Origin of the sequence: Streptomyces colonosanans (genome assembly GCF_001866645.1) — a bacterium.
Taxonomy (GTDB): domain Bacteria; phylum Actinomycetota; class Actinomycetes; order Streptomycetales; family Streptomycetaceae; genus Streptomyces; species Streptomyces colonosanans.
In genome coordinates this window covers 132222-148389 of the sequence record NZ_MLYP01000043.1, presented here as the reverse complement: position 1 = coordinate 148389, position 16168 = coordinate 132222, and the positions used below count along the sequence as shown (strand labels likewise).

Below are 16168 nucleotides of genomic sequence, written 5' to 3'. Positions count from 1 at the left end.
TGGATGTACTCGGGTGATGCGACAACGCGGCGGTGGGGGCCCCTCCCGCGCTGGGGGTCCCCCCGCTCGAGCGGAGCCGAGAGTGGGGGAGAAACCGAGCGTGGGGGAGCCGTGCCGGGCGTCGCGAGCCGGTGAACCCTTCCGTTCACAGCACTGGGGAACGGGCTTGTCCGTTCTCTCAAGACGGCGCGTCAGCACGCGGGTGGTGCTGCCGTCGTGGGCGGGATACGGCGAGCCCCGGTCCGGTGGTCAGGTCCCGGACCGGGGCTGCCGGGTAGGGCACTCGTCCCGGTTCAGACGTTAATCGTCGCGGTGACCCGGCGCTCCTCGATCGAGCGGCGCGCCCGGATCTCGTACGAACCCTTCACAAACGTCCAGGCGTTCGCATGCGGCGCGGGGCACGCCCGTACTGGGTAATCCGCCCGCGCCGAGCTCCGCATGAGCGCGGAGCCGTGCCGTGCTGCGTGGACAATGTCGGCACCCGCGCCCCTGAGGAGACTCTTGGTGTTGAGCAGACGTACCTTCAGCGCGATCGCCGGCACCGCCGCGCTCGGCCTCTCGCTCACCGGACGCACCGGGGCGTACGCCGCCGTCACCGCGCCTGCCGGGCCGGCCCCCGGCCCGGCAGGCGCGGACGGGAAGGCGCACACGGTTGGCTTCGACCGGTACTCGATGATCGTCGATGGCGGACGGGTCGTGCTGTGGTCCGGCGAGGTGCACCCGTTCCGGCTGCCGAGCCCCTCGCTGTGGCGGGACGTCCTGCAGAAGCTGCGCGCCCACGGCTACAACACGGTCAGCGTCTACGTCTCGTGGAACTACCACTCCCCCGCCCCGGGCTCGTACGACTTCACGGGCGTCCGCGATCTGGACCTGTTCCTGCGCACGGCCGCCGAGACGGGGCTGTATGTGATCCTGCGCCCGGGCCCGTACATCAACGCGGAGGTCGACGCGGGCGGCTTCCCCGGCTGGCTGACCGCCACCCGGGGCACGGCCCGTACCGCCGACCCCACCTATCTGTCGTACGTGGACGAGTGGTTGACCGCCGTGAACCGGATCGCGGTGCGGCACCTGTACACCAGGGGCACCGGCACGATCGTCCTCTACCAGTTGGAGAACGAGTACGCGAACCACGTCACCGAGGCCACCGGCCGCGCTTACATGGCCCATCTGTACCGGAAGGTCCGCGCCGACGGCGTCGACGTGCCGCTCTTCCACAACGACAAGGGCAGGAACGGGCATTGGGTGCCGGGCTCGTTCGACACCTCAGGTGAGCGCGGGCGCTGGCTGTACGGCTTCGACGGCTACCCGTCACCCTCCGAACCCCCTCCGGACTGGGGGTACTTCGGCATCGGGGGGCCGAAGGGCGGATCGACCGCGAGTCCCGAAACCCCCGGTTTCCTCGCCGAGTTCGGGGGCGGCTGGTTCGATCCGTGGGGCGGCGTCGAGTTCGGCGGCAAGGGGTACGCGGAGTCCCGCCGCACCCGGGACGCGGCGTACGAACGGCGCTTCTACCTGACCAACCTCGCCAACGGCATCAAGGCCCACAACGTCTACATGGCCTTCGGCGGCACATCGTGGGGCTGGCTGCCCGCACCGGTCGTCTACACGTCGTACGACTACGGGGCCGGACTCGACGAGGGCCGCCGGCCGACCGCCAAGCTGGTCCCCCTGCACCAGATCGGGTATCTGCTGCAGAGCGTGCCCGAGCTGGCCAAGCTGGACCGGGCGGAGGACATCGACACCGGTGCCCCCGGGATCAAGGCCTACCACCTCACCAACCCGGACACCGGGGCACATGTCCACGTGCTGCGCAACGACACGTCCGCCGAGGCCGTCGCCACCGTCCCGCTCGCCGGGACGGCGGTCCCCGTGCCCGTCCCCGGCAGGGACGCCCGGCTGCTGACCACGGGGATCTCCCTCGGGCGGCGGACACTGCGCTACTCCACCGCCCAGCCCATGCTGCGGCTGACCACCGGGCGCCAGGACGTCGCGGTGCTCACAGGACGTTCGCAGGAGGCGACGCGGACCGTCCTTACCTGCGCCGGCGAGCCCGCCGTCACCGTGCTCGAGGGGAACGCCGGGTACGCGTACGAAGACGGCGCCCTGCGCGTGGACGTCCCCCTCGGCGGACTCACCCGGGTGTCGGTGACCGGCGCCGGCGTGTCACGGCCGCTGCTGCTCCTGTTCGCGGACGACGAGACATCCGCGCGGCTGTGGCGCCACACCACCCCGTCGGGGCCGGTCCTGGTGTACGGGCCCGCTCTGCTGCGCACCGCCGCCCTGCGCGGCACGACCGCGTACCTCACCGGCGACACGGTCGACGAGGCCGACCTGGAGGTGTGGGCGCCGCGCGGGGTGGCCGAGGTCGTCTGGAACGGGAATCCGCTGCGCACGCGCGCCACCGCTTCCGGCAGCCTGCGCGCCACCCGTCGGCTGCCGGGCGCGGCACCTGTCCGGCTGCCCGGGCTGACCGAGTGGCGCCAAAAGGCCGAGAACCCCGAGTCGGCCCCCGGCTTCGACGACTCGGCGTGGCGGAAGGCCGACCGCACCTCCTCGTTCAGCACGACTCCCCTGCCCGACGGACAGCCCGTCCTCTTCGCCGACGACTACGGCTTCCACTACGGGGACGTCTGGTACCGGGGCCGCTTCGAGGGCGCGGCCGACGCTACGTCGGTCTCCCTCGCCTACGTCACGGGCACCCAGGGGCTGTTGATGGCGTGGCTGGACGGCAGGCCGCTGGGCACGCACCGGATGCCGGTTCCGGACCGGAAGACGGTCCGGCAGGGGACCTGGTCGGCGACGGCGACGTTCCCCGTCACGGTCGGGGCGTCCGGCGCCCATGTCCTGTCGGTGCTCGTCCGCCGTATGCAGCACGACGAGGACCTCCGGGCGAACGACACCCACAAGGCGGGGCGGGGGCTGGCCTCCGTCGCCTTCGACGGAGCAACGCCCGCGGTGCGCTGGCGGATCCAGGGCGAGGCCGCCCCCGATCCCGTGCGCGGTCCGCTCAACAACGGCGGCCTGTACGGGGAGCGGAACGGCTGGCATCTGCCCGGGTTCGCGGACGACGGCTGGCAGCCCGCCGGTCTCCCGCGCAGCGACCGGGTGCAGGGCGTGGTCTGGTATCGGACGGTCTTCCGGCCGGCCGTCGATCCCGGCACGGACGCGTCGATCGGGCTGACCCTCACCGACGACCCGGCCCGCGCCTACCGGGTGCAGATCTTCCTCAACGGCTGGAACATGGGCCAGTACATCAACGACGTCGGTCCGCAGCACACCTTCGTCCTGCCGAACGGGGTGCTCGACACCCGGGGCGCCAACACGCTCGCACTGGCGGTCCTGGCCGACGGGACCACTCCGTCGGGTCCAGGCAGGGTCGAGCTGACGCTGCTCGGCCGGGCGGCCGGGGGAGTTCCCGTGACGCGTGTGCACTCCCCTGGCTGGGAGCGCTAGTTGTTCTGTCCGGGGAGGTTGTGGACGGGTGATGCAGGTCTCGGCTGAGGGATCTTGAACGGGTGAGGGCCTTCCGGTTCGGTGTGGATTGCGACGTCTACACCAACCGAAAGGCCCTCGTGCCCCACCGTAATGCACCCCTGACCGAGACCGGACGCCTGCGCCTGGCCCGCTGCGTGGTCGAGGACGGCTGGCCCCTGCGCCGGGCCGCCGAGCGCTTCCAGGTCTCGCCCACCACGGCCCAGCGATGGGCCGACCGCTACCGGCAGTTCGGCGAGGTGACCACTCGGCGAGGTGCCGGACATACCGGACTGAGCCGGCATCAGCTGTAATCGGCGCTGTTCCGCACCTTGCCGAAGCGCGGGAAGATCCGCTCTACGGTGAACTCGTGCTCGTCCGCGGCCAGTCCGGACATCGCATCGGCTACGAACTCCAGCTGGTAGCCGTAGTCGGCCGCGGCCCGTGCGGTGGACTCGACACCCATCGTGGTGACCAGCCCGGCGATCACCAAGGTGTCCACACCGAGCTTGCACAACTGCTCGTCCAGATCGGTGCCGTAGAACGCTCCGATCGTGCGCTTGACCACCACGACGTCGCCGCCGTGTACCAGGTCATCGGCGAAGTCGCTGCCCGGCGGCTGCTCGGCGACGTTCGGGCGCTCCACACGGACCAACACGACCGGCTGCCCACTCGCCCGGAACGACTGGGCCAACTCGCGGCAACGCGCAAGCACTTCGTCACCGGAGTGCGGTGCGAGTGGGAGGGCGATGATGCGCGGCATCAGGTCGATGAGGATCAGTGCGGAAGTCATAGCAATGATCGTAGGGCCGCCCGGCGCACCGGGATCCAGGCGCCAAGGCCATAAGCAGCCAATCGGCCGGGCTCCAACTACGCGAAAGAATCATCTGGATCAGCATCCTCCGCCCAGCCACGCGATCACAACTCCAAACAGGCCCTAGTTTCCCCAACAGGCAACGTTCGCCCTGTCGCGACGCCCGGCACGCTCCCCCGAGCTCTTCGAGCAGGGGCCCCAGAGCACGCACCGAACGCCGCTCCTTGGCAGGCGAACGCTGCCTGCCGGGGCACTGGCTGTGCGCGGGCTCCGGGCGTCCGTGCCGGTGTCCGTGCCGTGCGCGAGGATGGACCGCATGCCGTCCGCGAAACGCCCCGCCGGCCCCTTCACGCCCCTCGACTTCCAACTGGTCCTGCTGCGCCGCATGGCCGACCACAATCCGGACCTCGTCGAAGACGCCCGCCGCGAGTTGGGTGCCTCGATCACGGACATGCGTGAGGCCAACCGCCGCTGGCAGGCCATGCTGCACGCCCCCCGCTCCCGCGCCGCCGCCTTGAGGTACCGCTCCGTCCTCGGGACACCGGAGTCGACGACACCGCGCCGGATCGGAGACCTGGTCTGCGACGCCCTGCTGTGGCCGGTCCCGCTCTGGCCGGACCTGCGCTTCGAGGTCCTGGTGGCACCGAACGGGGTCGTGTGGAACGAGTGGCTGGTGCGGGCGCCGGGCGCGCCCGTTCCCCGGCTGGAGACCTTGGAGGACCTGACCCCCTGGTCCTGCACGGTCGACGAAGTGGCCCGCGCCTTCGCCCCGGCCCGCCCCCTGGAGGGCACGGCCCCCACCCGTTGGGGTCTGGCCTTCAACGCCCCCGACACGTCGGGCGCCCGGCACGCGTGCGCGGCGGAGTTCACCTGGGGGCTGCTGCAGCGGACAGCCGTCGGCAGCCGGCCCTGACGATCGCCTCGACGACCGCGGGCCGGGGACCGAGCAGGCGACGTGTTCGCCTCCTCGCCGGGCGGGTTTCGCTCGCTCCGTTGGAGGAACAGTCCCTGAGTCCGTACGTCCGCTTCGCCACAAGGAGTCCCCGCGTGCCCTCCCTCTTTCCGGCCCTGTCCGATCCCGGGACCACGCGGCGGCCCGCACTGCGGTTCGGTGAGCGGGCCCTGACGTACGCGGAGCTGGCCGCGGCCGCCGGTGCGCTCGCCGGGCGGATCGGGAACGCGGGCAGGGTGGCCGTGTGGGCCACGCCCTCCCTGGAGACCGCCGTCGCGGCGGTGGCCGCGCTCAGTGCCGGCGTGCCCTTCGTCCCGCTCAACCCGAAGTCCGGGGAACGCGAGCTGGGGCACATCCTCTCGGACAGCGCACCGTCGCTGGTACTGGCCGCCACTGATGCCGAACTACCGTCTCCGGTCGGCGCATTGGAACGGATCGATGTCGACGTGCACGGCACCGGAGTTCTCCCGGAGGGCCACACCGGCGAGGGTGATCCCGCCCTGATCGTCTACACCTCCGGCACCACCGGCCCGCCCAAGGGCGCCGTGATCCCCCGCCGCGCCGTCGCAGCGACGCTCGACGCGCTCGCGGACGCCTGGCAGTGGACCGCGGACGACGTCCTCGTGCACGGCCTGCCCCTGTTCCATGTGCACGGACTGGTCCTCGGCGTCCTCGGCCCGCTGCGGCGCGGTGGATCCGTGCGGCACCTCGGGCGGTTCAGTACGGACGGGGTGGCGCGCGAGCTGGGCGAGGGGGCGACCATGCTGTTCGGCGTGCCCACGATGTACCACCGCATCGCCGAGGCACTGCCCGCCGACCCGGAGCTGGCCAAGGCGCTGGCCGGGGCCCGGCTCCTGGTCTCCGGGTCGGCCGCACTGCCGGTGCACGACCACGAGCGGATCGCCGCCGCGACCGGTCGCCGGGTCATCGAGCGGTACGGGATGACGGAGACGCTGATGAACACGAGTGTGCGCGCGGACGAGGAGCCGCGCCCGGGCACGGTCGGGGTGCCGCTTCCCGGGGTCGAACTGCGGCTCGTCGAGGACGACGACTCGCCGATCACCGCGGACGACGGGGAGACGGTCGGTGAGATCCAGGTCCGCGGCCCGAACCTGTTCACCGGGTACCTCAACCGCCCCGACGCCACCGCCGGCGCCTTCACCGCGGACGGCTGGTTCCGTACCGGCGACATGGCGGTCCGCGAGGCCGACGGCTACGTGCGCATCGTGGGCCGCAAGGCCACCGACCTCATCAAGAGCGGCGGGTACAAGATCGGGGCGGGCGAGATCGAGAACGCGCTGCTGGAACACCCGGGGGTGCGGGAGGCCGCCGTCACCGGGGAGCCCGACGACGACCTGGGCGAGCGAATCGTCGCCTGGGTCGTCCCCGTCGACCCGGCCGCCCCACCCGGTGCCGGGGAACTCGCCGACCATGTGGCCCGGCGGCTCGCCCCGCACAAACGCCCGCGTGTCGTGCGCCATCTCGACGCCCTGCCGCGCAACGACATGGGGAAGATCATCAAGCGGGCGCTGGGCGCGGGCTGACGTTCTTCCGGCACGGGAGTCCGCGCCCGACGGGCCGCCGCAGTGGGCGGGCACCGGCGCCTCGCTCGCCCGCGCCGCCGCGCGAGACGGCGGGCCGGCTCCGCGTACACCCCCAGGACCTGGTGGCCCTGGGGGGTGCGGGGCATCGTCGGCCGTGGAGCTACTTCACGCCCACCGCCCGGATGATCTCCTGCGTGGCCGATCCGCCACGTTCGTCGCTCGCCGACGCACGCAGGGAGACGTACCGTGCATCGGACGGCACGGTCAGCGTTCCCATCCAGGAGTCCCCCGTGCCGCCGGTGAGCGGGACGGTCTGCCAGGAGGCGCCGTCGTCGTACGACACCTGCAGCTTCGCGTCGCCGATCGTGCCGGTGCCGGGCGCGCCCGCGACGTACGAGGCGGAGATCCCGACCGGCACCCGGCCACCGCGGACATCGCCCGACAGGTCGGTGTCGACGTCGTAGGCGAGGTTGAGCAGCGGCAGGAAGGTCGCGCGGTCGGCCGGGGTCGCGGACGAGCGGAAGGTCCACTCGGAGTGGCCCTTGGTGGAGAGCTTCCAGCGGTCCGCGTCCAGCGTGGTGTCCGTGACCAGCTTGTAGGTGTGCTCGTCGGCGGGCGCGTCCCACACGTACGCGGTGGAACCGCTGCGCCGGTCGACGAGTGTGCCGTCCTGGTACACGGCCGTGGCCTGGGTCATGCCGCTGTCGGCGCTCCACGTGTCACCGAAGCCGGTGTGGTCGGGTCCGGAGTCGCCCCAGCCGGGCGTGTTGAACTGCATCACGTTCCCGGAGCGCTGCTGTCCCCAGCCCAGGCCGGTGCCGAGCCAGGGGTGCCAGACGGGCTTGAACCAGTTCAGCGCGGCATGGTCTCCGCCCCGGTAGCCGATCAGTCCGCTTCGTTCCTCCAGGGTGCTGTCGCCGGCGTTCACGGACTCGTGCCACAGCTGACCGGGTCCGGTCGAGACGTAGTCGGTCCGCTCGGCCGGGTAGTCGATCCGCTCCTGGAAGCCGATGCCTATGGGGAAGGCGTCGGTGAGCGAGTACCGGAACTCGCCGCCGCTCACCGGTTTCACGGCGTGGAACTTCGCGTCCAGCACGGCGAGTTCACGCGGGCCGGGAATATAGGTGAGGTCCTTGTCGGGGATGGCTCCCGGGTGGCCCTGCGCGAGGTCGTACACATACGGGGTGTTGCGGGTCCCCGTCATGTCGGCCTGCCCGGCCTTGCGCAGCCGGGCCGCGTCCGCCGCGTTCACGGTGGCGATCTGCAGCGGCCGGTCCGCGTTGTCGTCGGTGCCCCACCAGGCGTTCAGGCGCCCGGGGGTGTCGTCGGTGACGAACAGTGCGGTGACGCCGGCGTCCTGGGCGGCCTGGGCGAGGGCGGTGGGGTCGGTGCCATCGGTCAGACGGGCCAGGACGGCCTTGCCGCGCACGCCCGCCGGGAACGGACCGTCCCCGACGTCGACGAGCGGCAGGCGGGTGCGTCCCTCGAGCAGGGTGGCGCCGGGCTGTGCGACCGCCTCGCCGAGGCCCTTGACCTCCAGCAGGGGCTGGCCGAGCCGCCACACGGTGCGGTACTCGAAGCTGCCCTGGGTGACCTTCGCGGTGGGAGCGGCGAAGATGCTGTCGTACTTCACCGGCACCTGGACGGCGCCGAAGTAGTCGGAGCCGTTTGCGTTGCGGTCGTACTCCATCAGCAGCTGACGGGTCTGGGTGGTCCGGTGGACGTCGGCGCTGATCTCCCTCAGCCGCCGTCCGTCCAGGGTGACCTCGCGGTCCCGGTCGAGAGTGAGCTCAGGGGCGGCGAGGAAGCCGAGCCCGAGCGAGTCGGCGCCATGGCTGCCGCGCACGTCGAGGAAGGAGGCCAGGCTGTAGGTGCCCGGCTTGAGCCGCAGCTCGAGGGTGCCGGAGTCGCCGACGGAGGCAGGGAACGGGTCGGTGTTCCGCGCGAGTTGCTGCACGACGAGGTCGGCGGGGGCGGGGCTGCCGTCCCGGTCCTTGACGTGCACGGTGAGCGTGTACCGCTCGTCTTCCTTGACCAGCCCGAACGCGGTGTGGGCGACGGGAGTGCCGTGCTCGGAGGCGATGATCTGCCCGGAGACGTTCCCGACCGGCGCCTTGGAACCGTCACCGGTGACGATGGTGGACGCGGTGCCGTGCGCGGGCACGGTGAGCGTGGAGTCGGCGAGCATGGCGACCCCGTCGGGCGCACCCTGCACATCGAGGCTCAACTCGACTGCCGCATCTGAGGAGTTGGTGTAGGTGATGGTGCGGGTGACCGGCTTGTTCGCGTCGTACGGCCAGCTGTAGAAGCCGAGGTCGGCGCTGCCGGTGGCGGTGACGCGTGCCGTGACGACGTCCGGGACACTCACCCGGCCCGCACCCAACTGGTAGGCGGAGGAGTCGAGTTGCTTCGAGGAGGACATCAGCGCGTCCTTGAGCCGTGCGCCGGTCCAGTCAGGGTGCTTCTCGGCGAGCAGCGCGGTGACGCCGGCGACATGCGGGGTCGCCATCGACGTACCGCTCATCCGGGTGTAGTAGCCGCTGCCGCCGACGAGTTGGGAGCGCGCGGCGAGGATGTCGACCCCGGGGGCGGAGATATCGGGCTTGAGCGCGTTGTCCCCGTACCGGGGTCCGGCGCTGGTGAAGTAGGCGGCCTGGTCGGCGGAGTCGACGGCGCCGACGGTCAGCGCGGAGTCGGCGGCGCCGGGCGAGCCGATGGAGGAGGGCGCGCCGGTGTTGCCTGCCGCGATGACGAAGAGGGCGCCGGTCTCCTGGGACAGGGCATCGACGGCCTCGGCCATGGGGTCGGTGCCGTCGCTGGCCTCCTGCGACCCGAGGCTCATGGAGATGACCTTGGCATGCACGTCGCGTGCGGCCCACTCCATGCCGGCGATGATCTCGGACTCGCTGCCGAAGCCGTCGTCGCTGAGCACCTTGCCGACGGCGAGGGTGGCGCCGGGGGCCACACCGCGCTCGGTGCCGTCGGAGGCGGATCCGCTGCCGCCGACCGTGGAGGTGACGTGCGTGCCGTGCCCGTTGCGGTCGGCGACCTCCTGCCCGTCGATGAAGCTCTTGGACTGAGAGACGCGCCCCGCCAGGTCCGGGTGCCCGGTGTCGGCTCCGGTGTCGAGGACGGCGACGGTGACACCCTTGCCGGTCAATCCGGCGTCCCACGCGGACTGGGTCCCGATCTGCGCGTTGCTCTCCGCCATGTCGGTCTTGACCTGACCGTCGAGCCAGACCTTGCCGATGCCGGCCTGCCCGGTGAGGGACCGCCAGAAGGTCCGCCCCTTTGCGGCGTCGAGGGCGGCCCCGTCGATGCTGGACAGCGAGCGGGTCCGCGCCGCACCGCGGAACGTCGCCTGCCGCGTACCCTTGCCATAGGTCACGATCAGCGGCAGCGTGTCGGTCTTCCCGTCGGCGAGCCCCTGCCGGATCAGGGCGCTGACATCGAACAGCCGCCGGTCGAGCCTGCCGGCCCGCAGATACGGCAGCGCCTCGTCCGGCACGACGGTGACGCCCCCGTTCGCGACGTCGGTCCGTACCGCCCCGGTGACCCCTCGGGGCCGCTCGACGGAGACGGTCTTCTTCCCACCGCCGAGGTCGGTGACGGTCACCTTGTCGCCCGTCACGAGAGTGACGGTCTGGGCGGCGGTGGCGGTGTGCGTGGGAGCCGGCGGGCTACTCGCCGCGCCGGCGTTGCCCGGCGGCAGCAGCGCGAGCACGATCCCGGCCGACAGGAGGGTCACCCCACCTCTGACTGGTCCTCTGTACATCCCTGCCCTCTCTTCGTCGAGTGCTCCGAAGAGTGTCAGGGGGCTTGTGCAGCAAGGGAGTTGACCGTGCATGGCGAGAAGGCGCAGTGGCGGGTTCCCGTCACCGGGCGCGAACCCGCCATCCAGATCCAAACACCTCCAAGCGCGACAGGGGGTTGGCATCTGTTCGCCGGGGAGTGTGCAGAGGGTCGCTTCAACTCGATCGTGTGAGGGTCGGCTCTCGGGCTTGCAGGGCCGTGGGCCGGTCGGGTTCGCGTGATCGTGCGATCCGGGACGCCGGGCAGGACGTCGGCGTACGGGGCCCCCGCTCCACCGGAGTGATGGTTCGGAGCCTCCCCGTCGCCGCTGGCCGTACCCACACGGCCAGGTCGCCAGGGCTGTCCATCAGCGGCCTCCGGCCGCGGGGGCCTCCCGGGATCGGACCACGGACAGGATCCGTGCCGCTGCCCCGGGGTCGAGTACGCCGGGGACCAGTGCGCCGGGGACCGTTCGGGGCGCGCGGCCGAGCGGGCTCACCTCTGCTCAGTCCACAAGAACGGTGAGCAGCGCCACGTGCGCTCGTCGTAGGGGTCTGCCCGCGTCGAACAGCAGGCCGCGCGCCGCGGGCGCCGGCTTCGTCCTCACCCCCACCACGGCGCGGGCCCCCGGCGGCCGGCCTCGCGCACGCTCACGATGTCCGGCCTCCGCCCTGCCCCGGAGGCGACTGAACCCCTCAGGCCCGTCGGTCAATCACCACACCCGGCATCGCCGACGAGTTCCCCGTTCGGCCGTACCCCGCCCGGCCCACCCCGAAGGGCGCGGCCCCTCTCTCCCGCGCACGATGCGTAAGGAGAGGCGGTCGCCCGGCGGCCGCCCGCGGTCTTTTCTCGGGAGGTACCGCCATGACCGTCAGCCTTGACCAATTGCGCCGCTGCCACTTCGCCGTGGACCTCGGGGCGGCCAAGACCCGTGTGTACGTCAAGGGCGCCGGGTTGGTGGTGGACCAGCCCAGCGCGGCCGCCGTGAACACCCGGACGGGCGCGCTGATAGCGGTCGGTGATCTGGCGGAGAAGATGACAGGGCGCACTCCCGCGTATATCCGTGTCGTACGGCCCGTTTCCGGTGGCACCGTCGTCGACATCCAGATGGCCCAGCGGATGCTGCGCCACCTGCTCGGCGAGAAGCTGCGCCGCGCCCTGCGCCGCAGGCCTTGGCTACGGGCCGCCGCCTGCACCCCGCACGACGCGGATCCCCTGGCCCAGCGCGCGACCATCGAGACCCTGGTCGGGCTGGGGGCCAAGAGAGTCGAACTGGTGGACACACTCGTCGCCGCCGCCGTGGGGTGCGGACTGCCGGTCGAGCAGCCCGAGGCTTCCATGATCATGGTGTGCGGGGCGGCGGCCACCCAGATCGCCGTGCTGTCGCTGGGGAACATCGTCACCGCCGAACGGATGCCGGTGGGCGGCGAGGCCGTCGACCGCGCGATCGTGCAACACCTGCGGCACGAGCACGCGTTGCTGCTGCCGAGCCAGTCCGTACGCCCCCTGCAGATCGCTCTGTCCGACAACGGGCTCACCTCTCACGGCCCCGCCTCCACCGAGATCCAGGGACGGGACGTGGCAACCGGGCTCGCCCGGTCCGTCCGGATCGACACCGCCGCCGTACGGGTGGCCATCCAGACCCCGCTGACCGCCGTGCTCGACGGCATCGGCAAGGTGCTGCGGGACTGCCCGCCCGACCTGGTGGCCGATCTCGCCGACCGCGGGATCATGATGGTCGGCGGCAGCGCGCTGCTGCCGGGGCTCGACCAGATGCTGCGCCAGGCGACCGGCATGCCCGTGCACATCGCCGAGCGACCCGACATCTGCGCCATCCAGGGCGTGGGCGCCATGCTGGAGGGCCGGATCCCACAACTGACGTTCAATCCGCTCGCGGCCTGACCGTACGCCGGGCGCCGGTCATTCGCCGGGGGGCCTCGATGCTGTGGCCTGCCCGCCCGTCAGCCCGCCCGTTCGATCCACTCGCTGCCGCCCAGCGGGTAGTCGTAGCCGGGGCGGCCGACGTTCCCGCTCGTACGGAAGGGGGTGCCGTTGTCGTCGATGTGCAGAGTGCCGCGGCGCGACCCGCTGGACCAGTCCAGGGTCAGGTCCCAGCGGACGTCGTGGGCCTTGGTGTGCGCGGTGACATAGAAGACCTCCGGGTCGGACTCGCTGACCTTGTACGGGAAGTCGCGCCGACCGTTCTTGACGGTGACGCCGGGACTGCCGTCGTCCAGGTCGATGTCGAAGGACCTGGTGTCCACGCCGCCGCCGCAGCCGACGCCCATCGCGTAGTCGTTCCAGGCGAGCGGTGCGGCCTTGCCCAGGATCCGGACGTGCAGCGCTTCCAGTACGACGGTGTCCTCGCTGCTGCCCTGGACGGTGAGAGCGACGCGCTGTTCACCGGAGGAGACCGCGTGGTTGGCGGCGGCCCAGCGCGGGGCGTCCTGCTCGAACGCGGGCGGGCCGACGTGCTCCGGTGCGCTGTCGACGAGGAAGTGCTGGCTGCACGGGTTGTCGTAGACGTAGGGGCGGGTGGCGACGGTGAGCGGTACGCCGCCGCTGCCACCGCCGGGCTCGGCCGCCCCCTGCTTGCCACCGCCGGGCTCGGCCGCTCCCTGCTTGCCACCGCCCGCCGAGGCGCCGGGCCTGACCTGGCCGGACTCGGTGGTGGGGGCGGAGACCGACGGGCTCGCGGACGGCTCGCGGCTCTTCCCGCTCGGGGACGGGGTGGCAGAGGCCGACGCGGAAGGCTCCTCGACGTCCGCCACGGCGGTGGCACCCGCCGGTTGCCGGCCCCCGGCATCGCTCCCACCACCACCGGGCGGCAGATTCGCGGCGAGCACCACGGTGCCCAGCACGGCGGCCACCGCGATGGAGGCGATCAGCACGGCACTGCGACGCCGTGGCGGCCCGAACTTGCGCGGCACGTCGACGACGACCAGGTCACCGTCCCCGCCCGGTCCGCGCGAGGCCGCCGCGCGGGGCGAGTCCGTTCCGGGCGTCGGGGTTGCGGCGGGGCCCTGCGCTGTCGCTGAGCCCGGCTCCGCCGTGGACGCCGCGTCCACCGGCTCGGCCGCGTCCGCCGCCGAGCCGGTACCCGACGTCTGCGGTGAACCAGCCGAACCGGCCCCCTGATCCGACGTCACCGCCGGGGCCGGATCCACGGCCGCTCCCGCCGCCCACGCCCCATGAGCCCGGTCCGTCTTCTGGCCCCGCGCCGCGTCCGCAAGAATCCAGCGGCGGTGCAGCTCCACCAGTTCCTGAGGCGTCGCCCGGCACACCCGCGCCAGACGTTCCACCGGCGCGTACTCGCTCGGCACCACGCTGCCGTTGCAGTAGCGGTGCACCGTCGACGTGCTCATGTGCAGCCGCTTGGCCAACGTCCCGTAGCTGAGCCCCGAGCGGTCCTTGAGCTCCCGCAGCAGTGCCGCGAACTCGTCCGGCCCCCCGGCTCCCCTCGCCCCAGACACCCGTTCCTCCGTCTCCCCCGTGTCCCAGTCACGCGTTCCAGGGACAGTGTATTCCCCCTGGTCAGAGCCCGTTTCAGCGTTCCAGCGTCCCTGACTGCCCGCCATGAGTGGCGGCTGGGACGGATCACCTCGCAAGCTCCAGTCATCCAAGCATCACAGCCACCCGAACACCGAAGGGGCACAGCCACATGTCCAGGATCCGCACCTCCCGCACCCGCCTCGTCGGTGCCGCCGCGACCGTCGTTCTCGCCGCGTTCTCCCTGACCGCCTGCAAGGACGGAACGGGCACCGTCGAGGACGGCGCGCCCGTTCCGTCCGGCTCCTCCACCTCGTCGGCGTCCGCATCCGCCCCCACCACCCCCAAGGGTTCCACCAGTTCCACCACCCCCACCGCTTCCACCGACCGATCCGGCCCTTCCGAGGCCTCCTCGTCGGACGCAAGGCCCGCGCCCGAGGGTTCGACGCAAGCGGCGGGCGGCGCGGACTCCGGCAAGCCGGTCACCTGCGAGGGCTCCAACACCAAAACCGTCGCGGAGCCGCTGCCCCGCCCCGTGAACCACATGCTCCTCACGGTCACCAACACCGGCGGCAAGCCCTGCTACCTCTACGGCTACCCGGCCGTCCGGTTCGGTGAGGCCCAGTCCGTGCCCCGGGCCGACGAGGACTCCAAGCCGCAGGCCGTCGTCACGCTCAAGCAGGGCGAGTCCGGCTACGCCTCGGTGAAACTGTCCGCCGCCGACGACAGCGGCTCAGGCGGCCACAAGGTGAAGTCCCTGACCGTCTACTTCCAGGGCCCCTCCGGCCAGGAGAGCGTGGGCGCCGGCGCCCACCCGTCGCTGCCCGCCGACGGCACCTATGTCGACGACACGCTCGAAGTCACGTACTGGCAGCAGTCGATGGACGACGCCATCAACTGGTGAGGCGCAGAAGCATGTTCGCCGTCAGGATTCTCCGTTGCGTGGCCACCTTCACCGGCACGGCCTTCAGCGTGGTGCTCCTGGGGAGCACGGGCGGCTTCCCGCAGGAGGCGGGAGTCGTCAGGCGTCGCGCCACGATCTGACCCGTGTCTCCTCCGTACGCACTGGATCATGGTCCGAATGAATGAACGGGGGCCGCCACTGTGGAGTGGCGGCCCCCGTTCGCGCGTCTCCGCAGATAGAAACGGTTCTCCGGGAGAACCCTGCGGTGGGGCGGGTGGGACTCGAACCCACGGCCGGCGGATTATGAGTCCGCTGCTCTAACCGGCTGAGCTACCGCCCCGTACGGCGCGTCGCGTACATGTGTGCGCGCCGTCTGCCGCAGCATAGCCGCTCATACGATCTCCTGCTTCGCATGGTCGGCTTCACAGGACCTTGAGGACTCCACCATGCGTGTGGCGGTTCCTGGGGACATGAAAAAGGACCCCGTACGGGGTCCTTGTTTCAGCATGCTCCCCCGACTGGACTCGAACCAGTAACCTGCCGGTTAACAGCCGGCTGCTCTGCCAATTGAGCTACGGAGGACCGAGCTCCCCCGACTGGACTCGAACCAGTAACCTGCCGGTTAACAGCCGGCTGCTCTGCCAATTGAGCTACGGAGGAATGCCTCGTTTGCATCGAACGTACCTCTCTGGACATCCGCCAGGGGGCGCTCGTTCGCTGCGACACATACATTAGCGCAAGCAGGGGGGTGCTCCGCCAATCGGTATCCCCCGCGATCGATGCCCACGCAAGGAACGACGCAGACGCAAGGGAAGGGTGGCCGTCATGCGCTATCGGCTCACGTTCTTCGCCGGGGTGGGTCTCGGCTACGTGCTGGGCGCGCGGGCCGGGCGCGACCGGTACGAGCAGTTGAAGAAGTCCGCACGCCAGGTCGCGCAGAACCCCGCGGTGCGCAACACCGCCGAGTCCGCCGCCCAGCAAGGGCGCGAGTACGCAGGCCGGGCCTTCCACGCGGTGAGCGACAAGGTCGGTGACCGTGTGCCCGACTCGGTCACCACCCGTGTGCGCTCCCTGCGTGAACGGCGGGCGAACGGCGGCGGCAAGGACGACTGGGGCACCGGCAGCACCTGACCACCCGGGACGGCCGGCCTCCGGGAGGCAGCGGGCACGCACGCCCCGCACGCCCACCGAGGGCCGTCCGG

9 protein-coding genes, 3 tRNA genes and 1 pseudogene are annotated in these 16168 nt (G+C 71.6%); 7 read left to right on the top strand and 6 right to left on the bottom strand.

The window, feature by feature from the left end; all coding sequences use genetic code 11:
- Positions 1–501: 501 nt before the first annotated feature.
- Positions 502–3453: a glycoside hydrolase family 35 protein gene (locus BIV24_RS17570; RefSeq protein ID WP_071367270.1), complete on the top strand. Its 2952-nt coding sequence runs from the start codon at positions 502–504 to the stop codon at positions 3451–3453.
- A 119-nt stretch (positions 3454–3572) separates the two neighbouring features.
- A pseudogene (locus BIV24_RS17565) lies at positions 3573–3731 on the top strand (helix-turn-helix domain-containing protein); the annotation flags it as partial.
- A 44-nt stretch (positions 3732–3775) separates the two neighbouring features.
- Here the strand turns inward: BIV24_RS17565 and BIV24_RS17560 are convergent.
- Positions 3776–4264 carry an isochorismatase family protein gene (locus BIV24_RS17560; RefSeq protein ID WP_071367269.1) on the bottom strand — a complete coding sequence of 163 codons (489 nt, stop codon included), beginning with the start codon at positions 4262–4264 and terminating at the stop codon, positions 3776–3778.
- Positions 4265–4592: 328 nt separating this feature from the next.
- On the opposite strand from BIV24_RS17560, the gene BIV24_RS17555 reads away from it, so the two are divergent.
- Together BIV24_RS17555 and BIV24_RS17550 are read left to right on the top strand one after the other, a co-directional pair.
- On the top strand, positions 4593–5198 hold the full coding sequence (locus BIV24_RS17555; protein WP_071367268.1) for a hypothetical protein: 606 nt from the start codon (positions 4593–4595) through the stop codon (positions 5196–5198).
- 134 nt (positions 5199–5332) lie between these two features.
- Positions 5333–6781, top strand: coding sequence for an acyl-CoA synthetase (locus BIV24_RS17550; RefSeq protein WP_071367267.1), 1449 nt, complete (start codon positions 5333–5335; stop codon positions 6779–6781).
- A gap of 160 nt (positions 6782–6941) precedes the next feature.
- Here the strand turns inward: BIV24_RS17550 and BIV24_RS17545 are convergent, their stop codons facing one another.
- Positions 6942–10556 carry a S8 family serine peptidase gene (locus BIV24_RS17545; protein WP_071367266.1) on the bottom strand — a complete coding sequence of 1205 codons (3615 nt, stop codon included), beginning with the start codon at positions 10554–10556 and terminating at the stop codon, positions 6942–6944.
- A gap of 881 nt (positions 10557–11437) precedes the next feature.
- On the opposite strand from BIV24_RS17545, the gene BIV24_RS17540 reads away from it, so the two are divergent.
- Positions 11438–12475: a rod shape-determining protein gene (locus tag BIV24_RS17540; RefSeq protein ID WP_071367265.1), complete on the top strand. Its 1038-nt coding sequence runs from the start codon at positions 11438–11440 to the stop codon at positions 12473–12475.
- A gap of 59 nt (positions 12476–12534) precedes the next feature.
- Here the strand turns inward: BIV24_RS17540 and BIV24_RS17535 are convergent, their stop codons facing one another.
- Positions 12535–14046 (bottom strand): transcriptional regulator, encoded by a 1512-nt coding sequence (locus BIV24_RS17535; RefSeq protein WP_071367264.1) that lies wholly within the window; start codon positions 14044–14046, stop codon positions 12535–12537.
- Between the two features lie 188 nt (positions 14047–14234).
- Here BIV24_RS17535 and BIV24_RS17530 point away from each other — a divergent pair, with 188 nt between their 5' ends.
- Entirely contained in the window at positions 14235–14966 is a 732-nt protein-coding gene (locus tag BIV24_RS17530; RefSeq protein ID WP_071367263.1) for a DUF4232 domain-containing protein, read from the top strand.
- 266 nt (positions 14967–15232) lie between these two features.
- Here the strand turns inward: BIV24_RS17530 and BIV24_RS17525 are convergent.
- The 3 genes from BIV24_RS17525 to BIV24_RS17515 all read right to left on the bottom strand — a co-directional run bounded on the left by BIV24_RS17525 (position 15233) and on the right by BIV24_RS17515 (position 15626).
- Positions 15233–15306 (bottom strand) — tRNA-Ile (locus BIV24_RS17525).
- Positions 15307–15475: 169 nt separating this feature from the next.
- Positions 15476–15548, bottom strand: a tRNA-Asn gene (locus BIV24_RS17520).
- A 5-nt stretch (positions 15549–15553) separates the two neighbouring features.
- A tRNA-Asn gene (locus BIV24_RS17515) sits at positions 15554–15626 on the bottom strand.
- 165 nt (positions 15627–15791) lie between these two features.
- Here BIV24_RS17515 and BIV24_RS17510 point away from each other — a divergent pair.
- Entirely contained in the window at positions 15792–16097 is a 306-nt protein-coding gene (locus tag BIV24_RS17510) for a hypothetical protein (protein WP_071367295.1), read from the top strand.
- The last annotated feature ends 71 nt before the right edge of the window (positions 16098–16168 follow it).

Bases quoted from the DNA above. Each gene is read 5' to 3' on its own strand.
- BIV24_RS17560 (WP_071367269.1), bottom strand. From the start codon at position 4,264: ATGACTTCCGCACTGATCCTCATCGACCTGATGCCGCGCATCATCGCC.
- BIV24_RS17555 (WP_071367268.1), top strand. From the start codon at position 4,593: ATGGACCGCATGCCGTCCGCGAAACGCCCCGCCGGCCCCTTCACGCCC.
- BIV24_RS17545 (WP_071367266.1), bottom strand. From the start codon at position 10,556: ATGTACAGAGGACCAGTCAGAGGTGGGGTGACCCTCCTGTCGGCCGGG.
- BIV24_RS17540 (WP_071367265.1), top strand. From the start codon at position 11,438: ATGACCGTCAGCCTTGACCAATTGCGCCGCTGCCACTTCGCCGTGGAC.
- BIV24_RS17530 (WP_071367263.1), top strand. From the start codon at position 14,235: ATGTCCAGGATCCGCACCTCCCGCACCCGCCTCGTCGGTGCCGCCGCG.
- BIV24_RS17510 (WP_071367295.1), top strand. From the start codon at position 15,792: ATGCGCTATCGGCTCACGTTCTTCGCCGGGGTGGGTCTCGGCTACGTG.